Genomic DNA, 17,401 nt, shown 5'->3' with positions numbered 1-17,401 from the left:
CGGCGTCACGGCCGGACGCCGATCACCACGTGCGCGTGCTGCTCCTCCGAGACGGCGAGCCGGGTGCGCAGGCCGGCGGAGGTGAACGCGGCGACCGCTGCGGGGGCCTGGTGGTGGCCGGTCTCCGTCAGGAGGCAGCCGCCGGGGGCGAGCCAGTCGGGGGCGCCCTCGGCCACCCTGCGGAGCACGTCGAGGCCGTCGGCGCCGCCGTCGAGGGCGACCAGGGGTTCGTGGTCGCGGGCCTCCGGGGGCAGCAGGCCGATCTCGCCGCTGGGCACGTACGGGACGTTCGCGGCCAGGATGTCGACCCGGCCGCGCAGCGCGCCGGGCAGCGCCTCGAAGAGGTCGCCTCGGTGCACCAGTCCGCCGAGGCCGGCGACATTGCGGCGGGCGCAGCGCACGGCGGCGGGGTCGATGTCGGCGGCGTGCAGTTCGACCGGGCCGAGTCCGGCGGCCAGGGCGGCGCCCACGGCTCCCGAACCGCAGCACAGGTCGACCACCACGGCCGCGTCCGGGGCCTGGGCGAGCGCCTGCGCCACCAGGAACTCGGTGCGGCGCCGGGGGACGAAGACGCCGGGTGCCACGGCGATGCGCAGGCCGCGGAACTCCGCCCAGCCGACGACGAGTTCGAGGGGCAGGCCGGTCACCCGGCGCTCCACCATCGAGGCCACGTGATGCGGGTCGGAGGCGGCGGTGAGGATCAACTCGGCCTCGTCCTCGGCGAAGACGCAGCCGGCGGCGCGCAGCGCGGCCACGACGGAATCGCGGAGGGCGGGTGAGGGTGAGGGAGACGGCATGTGCGGCGGAAGCCTTTCGGGAGCCGAGGGGCGCTCCCCGCGGTCGCCTACGGCCGGCGATCCGCGTCGCTGTCGAGGAGGGAGCACCCGAGCTGACACAGCGGTACAGCGGTAATGGGTCTCACCTCCTTTGAAGGTCCACGGCTGGGTCCGTCCGCAGCCGGACGGCACACTACCCGACGATCTCCCGCGGGGTCGAGCATGATCATTGGCGGGTACGGGCGGTCACCCCGTACGGTTGAACGCGGAATCACTCCTGCTCCAGTCGTCGTCGTAACGGAACACCGATCACGTGAACACCACCCGAGGCTTCACCGGCCGCCCCCGCGTGGAGAATCCCGGCCTGCCGCCCGGCCAGTACGACGCCGGCGACGCATGGCCGGTGCTGTCCGCCGAGGTCACCCCCGACATCGCGCCCGCCGACTGGACCTTCCGCATCGACGGACTGGTGGCCGAGCCGCGCACCTGGGACTGGGAGCAGGCACACCGGCTGCCGGCCTCGCACTACGAGGGCGCGATCCACTGTGTGACGAGCTGGTCGAAGTTCGGCGTGCGGTTCGGCGGGGTCTCCCTGGACGCCTTCCTGGATGTGGTCCGGCCCCATGGCTCGGCCACCCATGTCGTCGCCTACTCGCACACCGGCTACACCACGAATCTCCCGCTCGCGGACGTCACCGGCGGGCGGGCCTGGATCGCCTGGGAGTACGACGGCGAGCCGCTGCCCCCGGAGCACGGCGGGCCGGCGCGGCTGCTGGTGCCGCATCTGTACTTCTGGAAGAGCGCCAAGTGGATCGCGGGTCTGCGCCTCCTGGACCACGACGAGCCGGGCTTCTGGGAGGGCAACGGCTACCACGAGCGCGGCAACCCCTGGGAGGAGCAGCGGTACTCCGGTGACTGAGAGCCTGACGGAAACGGTGAGCGAGACGGCGGGGGCGCCGCGGCAGGGGGGTTTCGTGCCGCCGCCCGTGCGGTTCGCCGTGCCCGGGCGGATCGGGGTGAGCGAACAGGCCGCCTCGGTCTGGCGGACGGCCACCCTGACCGAGATCCGGCGTGAGACGCCGCGCGTGGCGACGTTCCGGTTCGCGGTGCCCGGCTGGCCGGGGCATGTACCCGGCCAGCATCTGATGCTGCGGCTGACCGCCGCGGACGGCTATGTGGCCCAGCGCCACTATTCGATCGCCTCCGCGCCGGACGAGTCGGGGCACATCGAACTGACCCTGGACCATGTGGCGGGCGGTGAGGTCTCGGGCTGGTTCCACACGGTGGCCCGGGTCGGTGACCGGATCGAGGTGCGGGGCCCGCTCAGCGGCTTCTTCGCCTGGCCGGGCGACCGGCCCGCCCTGCTGCTCGGCGCGGGCTCCGGAGTGGTCCCGCTGATGTCGATGGTGCGGCACCACCGGGCCCGTGGCCTGTCCCACCCGCTGCGGATGCTGGTGTCGGCGCGCAGTCCCGAGGACCTCATCTACGCCCAGGAGTTGGGCGAGGAGACGGTGCCCGTCTTCACCCGGAGCGCACCACAGGGTGTGCCGGTCGGCCGTATGGCGGCCGCACATGTGGCGCCGCTCCTGGCCGAACAGCCTCCTGGTGGGTGGGAGGCCTATGTGTGCGGGTCCAACTCCTTCGCCGAGCATGCCTCCAGGCTGCTCGTGGCGGCCGGACAGCCCGTGGACCGCATCCGCATCGAGCGTTTCGGCTGACCCGCGCGCCGAACCGCGCGACCACAACGCCCCCGCGCGACCCCTCCGTTTCGCCCCTGCGACTCCGGGCACCCCGGACGGGGGACCGTGACGGTGAGGGAGGGCGACATGCGAACCCCGGTGTGCGGCCGGCCGTGGCGGCACAGTCCATTGCGGCGCCGGTCGGATGTCGTGGAGGCGTGGACGGTGCTGATCGTGACCGTCCTGCTCAGTGTGGGCGCGCCCCTGGTGGGACTGGCCGCGGCATGGTGGGCCCATGACGAGGCGCGGACGACCGTGTCGCAGCAGCGCGCCGAGCGGCACCGTGTCCGCGCCGAGGTCGTGGGCCTGCCCGCGGCGGCCCGGCCTCAGGCCGGCGGACAGCAGGCGCTCCGGGCCACGGTGCGCTGGACGGAGCCGGGGCAGCAGGCGCAGCGCACCGCCGTCGCCCGGCTCCCGGTCGACGTACGGCAGGGCGACACGATCCACGTGTGGGTGGACTCCCGGGGGCGTACCGTGCCGCCCCCGGCCGACAGCGCCTCCGTGTGGCAGCACAGCGTCGGCATCGGCATCTGGGCGGCGGGCGGCACGGCGGCCGTCGTCCTCCTCGTGCACCGGGGCGTGCGCGGCGTCGCGCTGCGTCGCCGGCTCGCGGAGTGGGAGCGGGCATGGGCCCGTACGGAACCGCAGTGGACGCATCGCGGGGTCTGAACGGACGCCGTCCCCCGGCCGCCACCCGCCCCCCTGAGAGGAAGTGCTTTCTGTGACTCTCACCTGTGAGAACTCCCCTCTCGCTCATGAAGCGAAGAACGCGCGAACTCTGGCGATTCCGCCGAGGACTCACGTACGGTGAGGGCGCCGAACACTGTCTCCTCTGTCTCCTCACCAAGGCGGTCCCGTATGGCCCTGTTCGACCTGCCCCTCGACGAACTGCGCGAGTACCGCAGCGCGTCCACGGCGCCGGAGGACTTCGACGCGTTCTGGTCCAAGACGCTGACGGAGGCACGCGAGCACGACCTGGACGCCCGTTTCGAGCCGGTCGACACCGGCCTGTCCACGGTGGAGGTCTTCGACGCGACGTTCGCCGGGTTCGGCGGTCACCCCGTCAAGGGCTGGCTGACGCTGCCCGCCGGGGCGGACGCCCCACTGCCGCTGGTGGTGGAGTTCATCGGCTACGGCGGTGGCCGCGGGCTGCCCCACGAGCATCTGCTGTGGGCTTCCACGGGCCGGGCGCACTTCGTGATGGACACCCGTGGGCAGGGCAGCGCCTGGGGCGCGGGCGGCGGCACCGCGGACCCGGTGGGCGGGGCACCCGCGTACCCGGGCTTCATGACGCGCGGCATCGACGCCCCGGAGAACTACTACTACCGCCGGGTGTTCACGGACGCGGTGCGGGCGGTGGAGGCGGCGCGTTCGCATCCGCTGGCCGACGCGTCGCGCACCGTGGCCATCGGCGGCAGCCAGGGCGGCGGCATCACGCTGGCGGTGGGCGGACTCGTCCCCGACCTGGCGGGTATCGCGCCGGACGTGCCGTTCCTGTGCGACTTCCCGCGCGCCGCGACTGTGACGGACCGTCACCCGTACCGGGAGATCGGCCTCTATCTCAAGACGCACCGCGGCCGCACCGAGGAGGCCCTGCGCACGCTGTCCTACTTCGACGGCGTGCACTTCGCCGCCCGCGGCCGGGCACCCGCCCTGTTCTCGGCCGCCCTGGAGGACCAGACCTGCCCGCCGTCGACGGTCTTCGCGGCCTTCAACGCCTGGGCGCACGACGACAAGTCGATCGAGGTGTACGACTTCAACGACCACGAGGGGGGCGGCCCGTTCCAGGAGGCGGCCAAGCTGCGCTGGATGCGCGCGTACGCCTGAGCGGGCGGTGGCGTCCTTCCGGCCACGGAGGCCGGGCGCGCATCCGCGGGCTTCCGCCCTGTCCGACCAGTCGGTACGTTCTTGGCTGCCCGGGCCGCGGCGGCGCGGCCCGGGCTTTCCGACGGCCGACGGAGGGCCCCCATGTCCCAGCACGAGACAGACGTCCACGGTCACTGCGACCCGCGCTTCGCCGCGGTGCGGGTGGCGTTCGAGGAGAATTTCCGGGAGCGGGACGAACTGGGTGCCGCGGTGGCGGTCACCGTGGACGGCACGACCGTGGTCGATCTGTGGGGCGGCTGGGCCGACCGGGCCCGCACCCGGCGCTGGGAGCGCGACACCCTGGTCAACGTGTGGTCGACGACCAAGGGCCCGGTGGCGCTGTGCGCGCACATGCTCGCCGACCGGGGGCTGCTCGACCTCGACGCGCCGGTGGCCGCGTACTGGCCGGAGTTCGCCGCCGCGGGCAAGGAGAAGGTGCTGGTGCGCCATCTGCTGTCGCACCGCGCCGGTCTGGCCGGGCTGCGCGAGCCGCACTCTCTCGCACAGCTCTGCGACTGGGAGTTGACCACGCAGCGGCTCGCGGCGACGGAGCCGTGGTGGGAGCCGGGTACGCAGTCCGGGTATCACGCGCTGACCTACGGCCACCTGGTCGGCGAGGTGGTGCGCCGGGTGTCGGGACTGCTGCCCGGGGAGTTCCTGAAGCGGGAGGTGACCGGCCCGCTGGGGGTCGACTTCGCGATCGGCCTGCCGGAGCAGGAGGCCGGCCGGGTGGCCGAGCTGGACCAGCCGCCCGTCCGCAGCAGCGACGAACAGGCCCGCGTGTTCGCCCAGTTGGCGCCCGCCGCGGTCGCGGCGCTGACGAATCCGGGCGTGGGGGCGGCGGGGGCCAACACCCCGGAGTGACGGGCGGCCGAGATACCGGCGGCCAACGGGCACGGCACGGCGCGGGCCGTCGCCGCGCTGTACGGGATCTTCGCCGGGCGCGGCACGTACGACGGGCACCGTTTCCTGTCCCCGGAGGCGGCCGAGCGGGTGCGCGAGGGGCAGGGCAGCTGCCGGGACCTGGTGCTGGGGGTCGGTTTCCCGCACGAGACGGAGGTCGGGCTCGGCCTCTGGCTGAGCGGTGAGAACGGGTCGTACGGCCCGAACCCGCGGGCTTTCGGTCACGACGGCTTCGGCGGTTCCTGCGGTCTCGCCGACCCGGAGGCGGGGGTGTCACTGGGGTACACGATGAACCGGATGGGGCCTCATATCGCCGACGACCCGCGCAAGATGGCGCTGATCGACGCTCTGTACAGCGCTCTGTGAGAGCAGTCCCGTCGCGCTCGTGCCGCCCTGCCGGGCTCCTGTGACGCCGAGGGCCGCCGGATCTGTTTCGGCCGAACTGCCGGACCACCCTTCCCTGCTGGTTTAGACCACTGGTAGATGTGGTGGCGCAATGAGCCCGCACGGCTACGGTACGTCACCAACAGGAGGCGCGGCATGGCCCGCTCCACCCCGCACGCCCATCCGCTCACCGAAGGAGAGCCCCTCTACCGGGGAATCGCGACCAAGTTGCTCGGCGAACTGCGCGACGGCACGATTCCGCCCGGTGAACGGCTGCCGGGCGAACGGCAGTTGGCCGAGCACTTCGGGGTCAGCCGGGAGACGGTCCGGCAGGCCCTGGAGGTGCTGCGCCGCGACGGGCTGGTCGCCACGGACCGGCGGGGCAGCCACGCCACCCTGCCCGGTCTGCCCGTGGAGACGCCGGTCTCGCTCACGTTCCCGGTCGGCGCCCGCAGCGCCGACCGGGGCGCGACGGCACGGACGACCGTCGCGTGGGAGCCCCCGCCGCCCGGTCACGCCGAACGGCTGAGACTGGCACCGGGCCGGCCGACGCTCGTGCACCGCTACTGGTCGGCGTCGGCCGACGGACGCGAGGTGCGCACAGCCGTGTCGTCGTTCTCCGCCGTGGCCCTCGCGGAGGTGGAGGAGCTGGCACGCTACCGTGACCGGGCCGACGGTACGTCCGCGGCGGAGCTGCGGCGTGCCTACGACTGGATGCGGCGGGCGGGGCTGACGCTGCATCACCGTGACACGATCACGCGCATCGCGGAGACGCCTTCGGTGCGGGTCACTCGGCGCGTGCACGATCAGTACGAGCGGCCGTTGGAGATCACCGAGCTGATCGTCGATGCACAGCAGGACGCGTTGGTCTATGAGTTCACGTTGCCGGCGGCGGTCTGAGCCCGCAGCTAGGTCCGGACAGCCACGACCAGGCGGACCCTTGGGCTGCCGTCCTCGCGGTGGCCGAACTCCGGGAGTGGCTGGAGCTCGACGCGGAAGCCGGCCGCGGTCAGTTCCCGGCCCAGGGCGCTGAAGCGGAGCGCTCGGTAGTACATGACGAACGGCGGGCGCCGGACGGCGTTGCGGACCCGCATCGCCGTGTCGAAGCCCAGCAGCATCCAGTACTCCAGCGAGCCCGGCCGGGCCGGGGCGACCACGGGGAAGACGAACCGGCCGCCGGGCCGCAGCACCGAGCGGACCTGGGCGAACAGCTCCGGCCGCTCACGCGGCAGGAAGTGGCCGAACGCCCCGAAGCTGACCACGAGATCGAAGACCGGGCCGAACGGCAGCGCCCGCGCGTCCGCCCGCACCCAGCCGACCGGCGGCCCCTCGGGCCAGGTGCGCCGCCGCGCGACGTCGAGCATGCCCGCGCTGAAGTCGACCCCGGTGACCCGCTCCCGGCACACCCGCGTCAGCACCCCGATGCCCGCACCGGTGCCGCAGCACAGGTCGAGGCCGGCCTCGACGGGGCCCATCCGGTGCAGCGCGGAGGCGGTCGCCTCCAGCACGGAGTCGGGCGTGCGGAAGGGGGTGACGTCGAACTTCGGGGCGAGGAGGTCGTAGCCGCGCTCGACGGAGGACAGCGCCTGGACGGCGAGTTCACGCAGGCTGGGGCCTTCGGGGCTGAACATCGGCTCAGCTTAGAGGGGTGCGTCGGCGCAGCACCGTGAGGACCCGCTCGCACCAGCGCAGATTCTGCTCCTCGAAGGCGATGCCGCCCATCAGCGTGAGATAGGGCCCGATCCGGTCGGCCTCGCGCAGGTACTCCTCCTCGGTGCGCCCGTCCAGCAGGCGGTCGCGTACGCGGGCGTAGCGGTCGAGTTTGCCGCGCGCCCAGGTCATGCGCTCCTCGACGAGGGCCCGGGTCGCCTCGGGGTCGACGCCGTCCATGGCCTGGATCTTGATCAGGAGTTCGTCGCGGATGGCGGTGGGCCTCCTCGGCGGCTCGGCGGCGAAGCCGTCCAGGTCCCTGCGGCCCGCCTCGGTGAGCGAGAACATCCGCTTGTCCGGCCGGCGTTCCTGCCGGACGACGCGGGCCTCGACGAGCCCGTCCCGCGCGAGCCGCTCCAGCTCGCGGTAGAGCTGCTGCGGGGTGGAGGCCCAGAAGTTGGCGAACGACACGTCGAAGATCTTGGACAGCTCGTAGCCCGAGGCCTCGCCCTCCAGAAGGGCGGCGAGGACGGCGTACTTGAGGGACATGTGGACACGGTAACAGCGGGCGACTAATCTCATCCGCACCTATTCAATTAGTTGACTATAGGAGCCGCGATGCGGGCATTCCGTGAGGCCATCGAGGCGGGCGACCTCGACGCCGCCGAGGCGCTGCTGGCCGAGGACGTCGTCTTCACCAGCCCCGTCGTGTTCAAGCCGTACACCGGCAAGCCGATCACCGCGGCGATCCTGCGCGCGGTGGCCGGGGTGTTCGAGGACTTCCGCTACGTGCGCGAGATCAACGACGTGTCAGGCCGTGATCACGCGCTCGTCTTCACCGCACGGGTAGGCGACCGGACGGTCGAGGGCTGCGACTTCATCCACGCCGACGACAGCGGCCGTATCGACCAATTCACCGTGATGGTGCGCCCGTTGTCGGGTGCGCAGGCGCTCGCGGCGGCCATGGGTGCGCAGTTCGAGCGCATCGCGAGCGAAGCACGGGAACGCTCGGCCTGACCTCGCGCGCACCGCTCCCGCCCGCACCGTCCAGGGCCCGCCGGTCTCCACCGGCGGGCCCTCGATGCTCTCCGCGCCGCCGCACCCGGTGCTACAGTGCATGCAGCACTCTATTTTCGCGCGCCCTTTCCCGGGCGCCACAGGTGCCAGTTCCTCTTCGGTTCGCCGATCCGCCCGTCGTCTTCGACCGGGGCCGTCGGCTCTTGTACATCAACCTCGTGAGCAGGGGCTTCTCCGCCCCCGGGGCCTTCGCCCCACGGCCCGAGGTGGTGTTCCTCGCCGCCCGGAGGCGCGTATCCGCCCTCCCCAGCGGTTCATCCCCCTCCCCCTTTCCCACCGCATGTCCCGGTGACCGTCGTCCGAGAAAGGACCGACCTCCATGACCACCACCACGCTCGACCACCCTCCCGTACGGCAGCAGCCGCAGCTCGTCACCGGTGTCCTCGACATCGACGCGGCCGGGAAGGGGCATCTGCGTCCCGTCAGCTGCCTGCCCACACCGTCCGACCCCGCCGTCTCCCCCGCCCTGCTGCGCCGGTACGGCCTGCGCAGGGGCGACCACGTCGAGGGCGTCCTCGGCGACCGGCGCGGCCTGACCGGCATCGCCCGGATCAACGGCCGTACGCCCGGGGCGCCGGACGGCCGGCGGCACTTCCGCGAGCTGACGCCCCTTCACCCGCACGAGCGGCTGCGCCTGGAACACCCCGCGGCCGGGACGGCCGGACGGGTCGTCGATCTGCTCGCGCCCGTCGGCAAGGGCCAGCGCGGGCTGCTCGTGGCCCCGCCCAAGACCGGCAAGACCGTCCTGCTGCAGCAGCTCGCGGCGGCCGTGGCCGGCAACCACCCCGAGTGCCGGCTGATGGTGGTCCTGCTCGACGAGCGGCCCGAGGAGGTCACCGACATGCGGCGCTCCGTGCGCGGCGAGGTGTACGCCTCGACCTTCGACCGGCCGGCGCGGCAGCACATCGCCCTGGCCGAGCTGGTGATCGAGCGGGCCAAGCGGCTGGTCGAGGACGGCGAGGACGTCGTCGTCCTGCTCGACTCGCTCACCCGTCTGTGCCGGGCGTACAACACCGCGGCGTCCTCCGGCGGCCGGACGCTGAGCGGCGGGGTCGACGCGTCCGCGCTGACCGGTCCGAAGCGGTTCTTCGGCGCCGCCCGGCAGGCCGAGGAGGGCGGCTCGCTCACCGTCCTCGCCTCGGCGCTGGTGGAGACCGGTTCGCGTGCCGACGAGTTCTACTTCGAGGAGCTCAAGAGCACCGGCAACATGGAGCTCCGGCTGAGCCGGGAGACCGCGGCCCGGCGGCTGTTCCCCGCGGTGGACATCACCGGTTCCGGCACCCGCCGCGAGGAACTCCTCCTGACCCCGGCCGAGTTGACCGCCGTACGCGGTCTGCGGCGGGTGCTGCAGTCGCGCGACGGACACGCCGCTCTGGAGACCCTGCTGGAGCGGATGCGGGAGACCCCGGACAACGCGACGTTCCTGCGGCGGATCCAGCCCACGCTGCCGGGCGCCTGACACGAGCCGTGGGCGGTGGCCTGACGCCGCCTCGGCTCGCAGCCGGCGGTGCGGCCGCGCGAGGTGGCCGCCCGCGCGGCGCGTGCGGCATCCGGGTGCTCGCGGGCGGCATTCGGCCCGGGCAGCGCGCCGTCCCGGCGGGCCGTTCCTACGTTTGCGGTATGACGATCGGATTTGCTTCGCGGGCTGCCGTGTCCACCTGTGTCGTGTGCGCGGCGGGCCTGCTGGTGCTGGCGCCGGCCGCGGCGACCACCGGACCGGGCGCGGAACCCGGGCCGTCGCCCGGCTCCGGCCCACGGGCTGCGGCCGCGCCCGCGTCCCTGCTGTACCGCGCCGGGACCCATGTGCGCCCGCGCGGCAAGGCGCCCGACGTACCCGATCTGTCGGCCAGGTCCTGGCTGGTGGCCGACGCCCGCAGCGGCGATGTGCTCGCGGCGCACAACGCCCACCGCAGACTGCCGCCCGCCAGCACGCTCAAGACCCTGTTCGCCCTCACCGTGCTGCCCTCCCTGCCGGCCGGCATCCGGCACACCGTCAGCGAGAAGGAACTGCGCGGCGTCGGCCCCGGCAGCAGCCTGGTCGGTGTCGCCGAGGACCGCACCTACCGGGTGGCCGACCTGTGGAACGGGGTCTTCCTCAACTCCGGCAACGACGCCGTGCACGTCCTGGCCGCGCTCAACGGCGGATGGCGCGCCACCGCCGAGCGGATGCAGGCAAAGGCCCGCGCACTGGGCGCCCGCGACACCCGCGTGAAGTCGCCGGACGGCTACGACGCGCCCGGCCAGGTGTCCTCGGCCTTCGACCTCGCGGTGTTCGGCCGGGCCGGGCTGCGAAGCCCCGACTTCGCCCGGTACTGCGCCAGGCTCTCCGCGCGCTTCCCGGCCCGCGACGGCGGCACGTACCCCATCCGCAACACCAACCGGCTGCTCACCGGCGCGGACGACGTGGAGCCCTACCGGGGCCTGATCGGCGTCAAGAACGGCTACACCAGCCACGCCGGTCACACGCTCGTGGCGGCGGCACGCCGGGAGGGGCGCACCCTCGTGGTGAGCGTGATGAATCCCCGGGAGGGCGGCGGGCACGCCGTGTACGAGGAGGCGAGGGAGTTGCTGGACTGGGGCTTCGCGGCGGCCGGCCGGGTCGATCCGGTGGGCTCGCTGGACGCCCTGCGGGCCAGGCCGCTGACGGGACCCGAGGCGGGGGCCGGCCCGACGACGGTTCGCGACCGCGGCGACGGCCGGGGCAACAGGGCGGCATGGGCGATCGCGGGTGCGGCGCTGCTGGGCGGCGCGGGCGTGGGAGTCTTCCTGCGGCTCGCGTGGGGTCCCGTGCCGCCGCGCTGACCACTCACCGGCGCTCAGAACACCGACAGCCCTGTCAGGGTCGTGAAGCGGTCCAGTGCCGTCACCCCCGCCACGGAGTTGCCTCGCTCGTCCAGGCCCGGGCTCCACACGCACAGCGTGCAGCGTCCGGGGACGACGGCGATGATCCCGCCGCCCACCCCGCTCTTGCCGGGCAGGCCCACCCGGTAGGCGAAGTCCCCGGCCGCGTCGTAGGTCCCGCAGGTCAGCATCACGGCGTTGACCTGCTTGGCCTGGCTGCGGGTGAGCAGCCGGGTGCCGTCGGCGCGGATGCCGTGCCGGGCGAGGAAGGAGGTGGCAAGCGCCAGGTCGGCGCAGGACGCGGCGACGGAGCACTGCCGGAAGTACTGGTCGAGCAGGACCGGCACCGGGTTGTCGATGTTGCCGTAGGACGCCATGAAGTGGGCGAGGGCGGCGTTGCGGGCGCCGTGGGCGGACTCGGAGGCGGCGACCTCCTCGTCGAAGGCGAGGTCCGGGTTGCCGCTCTCGGCGCGCAGGAAGGCCAGCAGTTCGCCGGCCGCGTCGCCGCTGCGGGTGTGCAGCCGGTCGGTGACGACGAGGGCGCCCGCGTTGATGAACGGGTTGCGCGGGATGCCGTCCTCGTACTCCAGCTGCACCAGGGAGTTGAACGGGTTGCCGGAGGGCTCGCGGCCCACGTGCTCCCACAGGGCGTCGCCCTCGCGGGCCAGGTCCAGGGCGAGGGTGAACACCTTGGTGACGGACTGCGCCGAGAACGGCTGCCGCCAGTCCCCCACCCCGTAGACGGTGCCGTCCAGCTCGGCGACGGCCATGCCGAAACTTCGGGGATCGCGGGCCGCGAGCGCCGGGATGTAGTCGGCGGGACGGCCACGGCCGGGGGTCCGCGCGATCTCCTCGGCGATGCGCTCCAGTACCGGCTGGAAGGTCATCGACGACGTCATGATCGCCATTGTCCCCCGGGCCCGGCCGGGCCCGGGTACCGGCGGGCCAGGAGCCGGCGCCCTCAGACGTGAACGGCGGCGGGCGGGGCGAGCGCGGGCACCGGACGTATCGCGCCCACCGGCCGGCCGCCACCGAGCAGCGGCCGCCCCGCGAACGCGGCGAGCGCGGCCGGGTCCACACCCGCACGGGCCAGGGCCGCTGCGGCGACCGGGACGCGGGCACGGTCGGCGCCGTCGGCTATCTTCACGGCGACGGCCCGGCCGTCGGGCAGGGCGGCGACCTGGACGCCCTCGAAGCCGTCCTTGGCGAGCAGCCCCGGCACGGCCCGCATCAGCGCGGAGACGTCCCGGCCGGAGCCGGAGGCCATCTCGGGGTGCTGCCGCATCGCGTCGGCGACCCGGGCCTCGGGCGTGCCGGGCGCGGCGGTGACGATCCGTGCGGCGGCGCGGGCGAGGCCGTGCAGGGAGACGGAGAACAGGGGCGCTCCGCAGCCGTCGACCGTCACCTGGGCGATGCGCTGCCCGGTGAGGTCCTCGACGATCTCGGCGATCGCCTGCTGGAGGGGGTGCGCGGGGTCGAGGTAGTCGTCCAGGGACCAGCCGTTCAGCGCGCAGGTGTACAGCATGGCGGCGTGCTTGCCGGAGCAGTTCTGGGCGAGCCGGGACGGCGGCCGGCCCTCGCGCACCCAGGTGTCCCGGACGGCCGCGCCGAACGGCAGGTCCGGGACGTTGCGCAGGCGCTCCTCGGTGAGCCCGGCGGCCGCGAGGATGCTCCGGGTGCCCGCCAGGTGGCGCTCCTCGCCGGAGTGGCTGGCCGCGGCGAGGGACAGCAGCTCCCCGTCCAGCGGGAGTCCGGCCCGCACCATCGCCACGGCCTGGAGCGGCTTGACCGCGGACCGCGGGTGGAAGGCGGCCTCGGCATCGCCCAGCGTGAGTTCGGCGTCGCCGTCGGGGCCGAGGACGACGACGGAACCGTAGTGGACGCCTTCCACCACCCCGCCGCGGACGAGGTGGGCGACGGGGGCGTGGAGGGGCTCGCGGATCGGGGGTGCGTCCGCGGGGAGGGTGCTGTACATCACTGCCTGCTGGTCGTGGGTCGGGGCCGCGCCGGGCGCGCGGCGCGGACGATGTCGGTGAGGGTGCTCTCGACGCGGTCGAGGTGGTGGGTCATGGCCTCGGTGGCGTCGTGTTCCGAGCCGGCGATCAGGGCCTCGACGATCGCGCGGTGCTCGCGGTCGGACTGTGCGCGCCGGCCGCCCAGTTCGTCGAGGAAGGCGGACTGGCGGGCCAGCGCGTCCCTGAGCTCCTCGATGACCCGGCGGAACACCGGGTTCTGGGCGGCCTCGGCCACGGTCAGGTGGAACAAGGTGTCCATCGCGACCCACGCGGTGGTGTCGGTCTCCCGCTCCATGCGGTCCAGCAGGAGGGTCAGACTCTCCAGGTTCTCCGGCGTGCGGCGCAGGGCGGCGTATCCGGCGACCGGGATCTCCACGTGGCGGCGCACCTCCAGCAGGTCGCCGGCCGTGTAGTCGCCGAAGGTGGGCTCCCCTGCGGTGTGCGCGACGACGAAGGTGCCCTTGCCGGTCCGGGACACGGTCAGGCCCATGGTCTGCAGCGCCCGCAGCGCCTCGCGCAGCACGGGCCGGGAGACCTCGAGGGTGCGGCACAGCTCCGCCTCGGAGGGGAGCTTGTCGCCGATCGCGTAGTCGCCGCGCTCGATGGCGCCGCGCAGGTGGGCGAGCACGGCCTCCATCGCACTGACGCGGCGCGGGCCCGGCATCCCACCTGTCTGGCTGTCTGACAGGTTCACGGGAGCGATGGTGCGGGCGACGGGCGGGAGCTGTCAAGACGGACTGTCGGCAGGCGCCGGCCGCCGGGACCGGGACCTCGCACCCGGGGGCGCCTCAGCCCCAGATCGCGCGGCCGAGCGCCACGCCGGCGAAGGCGGCGCCCAGGCCGGCCGCGACGCTCCCGGCGACGTTGGCGGCGGCGTAGAGCCGGGCGCCGGTCTCGGCCAGGCGGAGGGTCTCGTAGGAGAAGGTGGAGTACGTCGTCAGTGCCCCGCACAGGCCCGTGCCGATCAGCAGCTGGAGACCGGGCCCGGCGGCTCCCGCGGCCACGGCGCCGGTGAGCAGGCCGAGGACCGCGCTGCCGGCGACGTTGACGGTGAAGGTCCCCCACGGGAACACCGAGTCGTGCCGGGACTGCACGGCCCGGTCGGTGAGATAGCGCAGCGGAGCGCCGATCACGGCGCCCGCCACGACCAGCACCCAGTTCACGGGGACTCCTCCCCCGCGGCGTCCCGGCCGAGGTACCGGACGACCTCGCACTCGTCGAGGAGCACCAGGCCCTCGGTGACGAGCGGGTCGAGCTGCGGCAGGAAGGCGCGCACCCGCTCCTCGGTGTCGACGACCACGATCGCGACGGGAAGGTCCTCGCTCAGGGACAGCAGCCGGGCCGTGTGGACGAGGGAGGAGGCGCCGAAGCCCTCGATCCCGCGGAACACGCTGGCTCCGGCGAGGCCCGCCGCATGCGCCCGGTGGACGATCTCGGAGTACAGCGGCCGGTGGTGCCAGGTGTCGTTCTCGCCGACGAGGACGGTCAGGCGCAGTGCGCGCCCGGTGAGTCGCGTCATGACGTGCTCCTTGCGACGGCCCTGCCGAGCGCGCGCCGGGTGGCCGCGGCGGCCGACGCCACCGCGGCGAGCGCGGCGAGCGGGGTCGCTGCGAGATACAGCACGGCGGGGCGGACCTGCCCGGCGTCCAGCAGGCGCTGGACGTCCACGGCGTAGGTCGAGAACGTGGTGAAGCCGCCGAGCACGCCGGTGCCGAAGAAGGGCCGCAGCAGGGGATGCGCCGCGCGGAGCTCGGTGATGAGCACCATGAACACACCGATCACGGCGCAGCCGGTGACATTGACCCCCAGGGTGGTCCAGGGGAATCCCGTGGCCTCGGTGGGCCACCACAGGGCGGCGGCGTAGCGTGCGGCGGCCCCCGCTCCCCCGCCGGCGGCGACCGCGGCGACGACCGGTGCCCGGGCACCGCGTGCGGGGCGGGTGCGGTGGGGTGCGGTGGGCGGGGCTGTCATGGGCGTACGTCTCCTACTCGTACTCGCCGGGCGTCCCGGGCTGCGGGCGCGCGTCGTCACAAGCAGGGACCGTCGGCGGCGTGCTGCCGCGGTTCGGGTACGGCGGGCCCCACCGCCGCGCCGCGGGAACGTGCCCGCGGCCGCGACCAGGGTAACGCGCCGGACCGGAGTACCGCCGGGCTGCCTACCAGCCCTTCTCGAAGCGGCGGGCCACCTCGGCGACGCGGACCTCGTCCCGGCGGTAGTGCAGGCGGTCGCCGATCCGGGTGGTGTGCAGCAGGCCGATCGCCGTGAGGAGCCGGAGGTGGGTGAGGGCGACCGGGTGGGGCAGGCCGAACCGGGTGGCGACGGCCTCCGCGGTGGCGCCGGCCTGGGCGCGGCAGGGCTCCTTGAGCCACGTCAGGATGTGCATGCGGGTTCCGTCGACGGGTGTCCTGAGCATGTCGTCCACCTCCGCCCGGGCGTCCTTGCCTCCGGGCCCCTCCACTGTCCCGCACCCTCGCCCTCCGCGTCCCGTAAGTCGGGCAGCTTGTCCGGGACGGAAGCATCCGTGGCCTCGACCTCCCTGGCGGTGAAGGAGGTTGAGGCCGCGAACCGCTCAGCTCACCGGTGCCGGAACCACGCCATCGCGGCGAGCGCCCGATCGTCGTAGCCGAACAGCGCCTGGTTCTCCCAGCCGTTGCCGGAGGAGGGGTCGGCCGGGTCCCAGCCGTTGCCGGTGCGGGCCGTCCAGGTGGCCTCCCAGTAGAAGACGCCGAGCCCGCGCCCGTTCGGCACCGCCTCGACGATGCTCGCCACGTCGTTCATCCAGCGGGCCTGCCCGGCCGGGGTCGCCGGGTAGCCCGGCACCAGCTCCCCGGTGACGTCGATGATGTTCTCGAGCCCGTCCTCGCTGTCCAGACGGAACGGGTAGGCCGTCTCTGCGACGAAGACGGGCCTGCCGTAGCGGCCGGCCGCGTCGTCCAGCGTGGTCTGGAAGTCGGCGAGGGTGCCGTGCCAGTAGCCGTAGTACGACAGGCCGATGGCGTCGAACCGCACACCGTGGGCCACCGCGTTGTCGAACCACCAGCGGGTGCCGTCGAGGTCGCCCCCCTCGGCGAGGTGCAGCGCGACGACGGTGGACGGGTCGACCGCCTTGACCGCGTCGTAGCCGGAGTTGAGCAGACCGGCGAGTTGCGCCCAGTTCTCGGTGCGGCCCTCGTCCCACAGCATGCCGCCGTTGATCTCGTTGCCGATCTGGACCATGTCGGCGGTGGTGCCCTGCGCCTCGAGGGCGGCGAGGACGTCGTGGGTGTGGCGGTGGACGTCCTTCTTCAGCTGCTCGTAGCCGTGGCCCGACCAGGCGGCGGGCTTGGTCTGCTTGCCGGGGTCGGCCCAGGAGTCGGAGTAGTGGAAGTCGACCAGCAGCTTCATGCCCTGCGCCTTGATCCGCTCGGCCATCGCCAGGACGCGGGCCTTGTCGTTGTAGCCGTCGGCCGGGTTCACCCAGACCTTCAGGCGGGCGTAGTTCATGCCGGCGGACCTCAGGACGGCCACCGCGTCGCCCCTGCCGCCCGAGGCGGTCCGGTACACGCCGCCCATGGCCTCGCTCTTGGGCAGGGAGGAGATGTCGGCGCCCTTGACCGGCAGACCGGACGTACCGCGCGTCAGGGTCAGATCGTCGACATTGATCCAGTTGCCGGCGTTCGCGTCGCTGTTGACGCTGATGGTGCACTCGTTCTTCGCGACCTGGACCGGCACGACGACACGGATCCACCCGCTGGCGGACACGGGCAGATCGGTGCGCTGTTCGGGACCGCCGCAGTTCCTGAGCGCGATGTAGGCGGCCTTCTGGCCGCCGCCCGAGCGGACCCAGGCTGTGAGCCGGTAGTCGCCGTTGGCCAGTCCGGACAGGTACTGGTACGTCTCCACCTTGTAGGCAGCGGACGCCCAATGGGACAGCCTGTGACTGCCGCTGCGTCCGCCCGCCTCCGTGTACGAGGCGCCGGTGTCGCCGTCCTCGGACCAACCGCTCGGGGTCGCGGCGCCCGACCCGTCCGCCTCGAAGCCGCCGTTGGTCAGCGTGCTCGCGGCGGCCGCGTTCTGTGCGGGCAGGGCGGTGAGGGCGAGGCCCGCGAGGAGCGGCGGGAGCAGGGCCGTGATGGTGCGTCTGGGATGGAACATCGTCGTCCGTCGTCCC

18 protein-coding genes and 2 pseudogenes are annotated in these 17,401 nt (G+C 73.5%); 9 read left to right on the top strand and 11 right to left on the bottom strand.

All coding sequences use genetic code 11. From position 1 onward, the window contains the following. Nucleotides 1-5: 5 nt before the first annotated feature. Nucleotides 6-797 (bottom strand): putative protein N(5)-glutamine methyltransferase, encoded by a 792-nt coding sequence (locus AB0412_RS05480; RefSeq protein ID WP_366401155.1) that lies wholly within the window; start codon nt 795-797, stop codon nt 6-8. 292 nt (nt 798-1,089) lie between these two features. Here AB0412_RS05480 and AB0412_RS05475 point away from each other — a divergent pair, with 292 nt between their 5' ends. From AB0412_RS05475 to AB0412_RS05450, 6 genes and pseudogenes are all read left to right on the top strand, one after another. Next, nucleotides 1,090-1,695 (top strand): sulfite oxidase-like oxidoreductase, encoded by a 606-nt coding sequence (locus AB0412_RS05475; RefSeq protein WP_366401154.1) that lies wholly within the window; start codon nt 1,090-1,092, stop codon nt 1,693-1,695. Between the two features lie 55 nt (nt 1,696-1,750). Beyond that, entirely contained in the window at nt 1,751-2,494 is a 744-nt protein-coding gene (locus AB0412_RS05470; RefSeq protein WP_366401499.1) for a ferredoxin reductase, read from the top strand. Nucleotides 2,495-2,602: 108 nt separating this feature from the next. Next, nucleotides 2,603-3,184: a hypothetical protein gene (locus tag AB0412_RS05465; protein WP_366401153.1), complete on the top strand. Its 582-nt coding sequence runs from the start codon at nt 2,603-2,605 to the stop codon at nt 3,182-3,184. Nucleotides 3,185-3,373: 189 nt separating this feature from the next. Continuing rightward, a complete protein-coding gene (locus AB0412_RS05460) occupies nt 3,374-4,342 on the top strand; it encodes an acetylxylan esterase (protein WP_366401152.1) in 969 nt (322 codons plus the stop codon). 141 nt (nt 4,343-4,483) lie between these two features. Continuing rightward, a pseudogene (locus AB0412_RS05455) lies at nt 4,484-5,650 on the top strand (serine hydrolase domain-containing protein). Between the two features lie 174 nt (nt 5,651-5,824). Next, nucleotides 5,825-6,568 (top strand): GntR family transcriptional regulator, encoded by a 744-nt coding sequence (locus AB0412_RS05450; RefSeq protein WP_366401151.1) that lies wholly within the window; start codon nt 5,825-5,827, stop codon nt 6,566-6,568. An 8-nt stretch (nt 6,569-6,576) separates the two neighbouring features. On the opposite strand, the gene AB0412_RS05445 is transcribed toward AB0412_RS05450, so the two are convergent. Then, nucleotides 6,577-7,299, bottom strand: a complete 723-nt coding sequence (locus tag AB0412_RS05445) for a class I SAM-dependent methyltransferase (RefSeq protein WP_366401150.1) — start codon at nt 7,297-7,299, stop codon at nt 6,577-6,579. Nucleotides 7,300-7,303: 4 nt separating this feature from the next. After that, nucleotides 7,304-7,867: a PadR family transcriptional regulator gene (locus AB0412_RS05440; RefSeq protein WP_366401149.1), complete on the bottom strand. Its 564-nt coding sequence runs from the start codon at nt 7,865-7,867 to the stop codon at nt 7,304-7,306. A gap of 69 nt (nt 7,868-7,936) precedes the next feature. Between AB0412_RS05440 and AB0412_RS05435 the strand changes: the two genes are divergently transcribed. The 3 genes and pseudogenes from AB0412_RS05435 (at nt 7,937) to AB0412_RS05425 (ending at nt 11,197) form a co-directional block, all read left to right on the top strand. Beyond that, a complete protein-coding gene (locus AB0412_RS05435; protein WP_366401148.1) occupies nt 7,937-8,335 on the top strand; it encodes a nuclear transport factor 2 family protein in 399 nt (132 codons plus the stop codon). A gap of 218 nt (nt 8,336-8,553) precedes the next feature. Continuing rightward, nucleotides 8,554-9,854 (top strand): annotated as a pseudogene (rho, locus tag AB0412_RS05430) (transcription termination factor Rho). A 161-nt stretch (nt 9,855-10,015) separates the two neighbouring features. After that, the gene (locus AB0412_RS05425) at nt 10,016-11,197 is read left to right on the top strand and encodes a serine hydrolase (protein ID WP_366401147.1); all 1,182 of its coding nucleotides are present in this window, start codon (nt 10,016-10,018) and stop codon (nt 11,195-11,197) included. Nucleotides 11,198-11,211: 14 nt separating this feature from the next. Here AB0412_RS05425 and AB0412_RS05420 read toward each other — a convergent pair whose 3' ends face one another. The 8 genes from AB0412_RS05420 to AB0412_RS05385 all read right to left on the bottom strand — a co-directional run bounded on the left by AB0412_RS05420 (nt 11,212) and on the right by AB0412_RS05385 (nt 17,385). Continuing rightward, nucleotides 11,212-12,144, bottom strand: coding sequence for a glutaminase (locus AB0412_RS05420; RefSeq protein WP_366401146.1), 933 nt, complete (start codon nt 12,142-12,144; stop codon nt 11,212-11,214). 53 nt (nt 12,145-12,197) lie between these two features. Further along, on the bottom strand, nt 12,198-13,211 hold the full coding sequence (locus AB0412_RS05415; protein WP_366401145.1) for an asparaginase: 1,014 nt from the start codon (nt 13,209-13,211) through the stop codon (nt 12,198-12,200). Next, entirely contained in the window at nt 13,211-13,888 is a 678-nt protein-coding gene (locus AB0412_RS05410) for a FadR/GntR family transcriptional regulator (RefSeq protein WP_366401498.1), read from the bottom strand. The genes AB0412_RS05415 and AB0412_RS05410 overlap by 1 nt, the downstream gene beginning before the upstream one ends. Nucleotides 13,889-14,039: 151 nt before the next feature. Next, nucleotides 14,040-14,414, bottom strand: coding sequence for a fluoride efflux transporter CrcB (crcB, locus tag AB0412_RS05405; protein ID WP_366401144.1), 375 nt, complete (start codon nt 14,412-14,414; stop codon nt 14,040-14,042). After that, nucleotides 14,411-14,770, bottom strand: a complete 360-nt coding sequence (locus AB0412_RS05400) for a DUF190 domain-containing protein (RefSeq protein ID WP_366401143.1) — start codon at nt 14,768-14,770, stop codon at nt 14,411-14,413. The genes crcB (AB0412_RS05405) and AB0412_RS05400 overlap by 4 nt, the downstream gene beginning before the upstream one ends. After that, complete coding sequence (gene crcB, locus AB0412_RS05395; protein WP_366401142.1) at nt 14,767-15,222, bottom strand: fluoride efflux transporter CrcB; 456 nt, start codon at nt 15,220-15,222, stop codon at nt 14,767-14,769. Before crcB (AB0412_RS05395) ends, AB0412_RS05400 begins: the two co-directional genes overlap by 4 nt. A gap of 184 nt (nt 15,223-15,406) precedes the next feature. Continuing rightward, nucleotides 15,407-15,664, bottom strand: a complete 258-nt coding sequence (locus tag AB0412_RS05390) for a helix-turn-helix domain-containing protein (protein ID WP_366401497.1) — start codon at nt 15,662-15,664, stop codon at nt 15,407-15,409. Nucleotides 15,665-15,825: 161 nt separating this feature from the next. Beyond that, nucleotides 15,826-17,385, bottom strand: coding sequence for an arabinogalactan endo-1,4-beta-galactosidase (locus AB0412_RS05385; RefSeq protein WP_366401141.1), 1,560 nt, complete (start codon nt 17,383-17,385; stop codon nt 15,826-15,828). Between the last annotated feature and the right edge of the window lie 16 nt (nt 17,386-17,401).

The organism is Streptomyces sp. NPDC052012 (assembly GCF_040689265.1).
Taxonomy (GTDB): Bacteria; Actinomycetota; Actinomycetes; order Streptomycetales; family Streptomycetaceae; genus Streptomyces.
The sequence above is the reverse complement of the archived record's forward strand: the minus strand, read 5'-3'. Positions and strand labels throughout refer to the sequence as shown.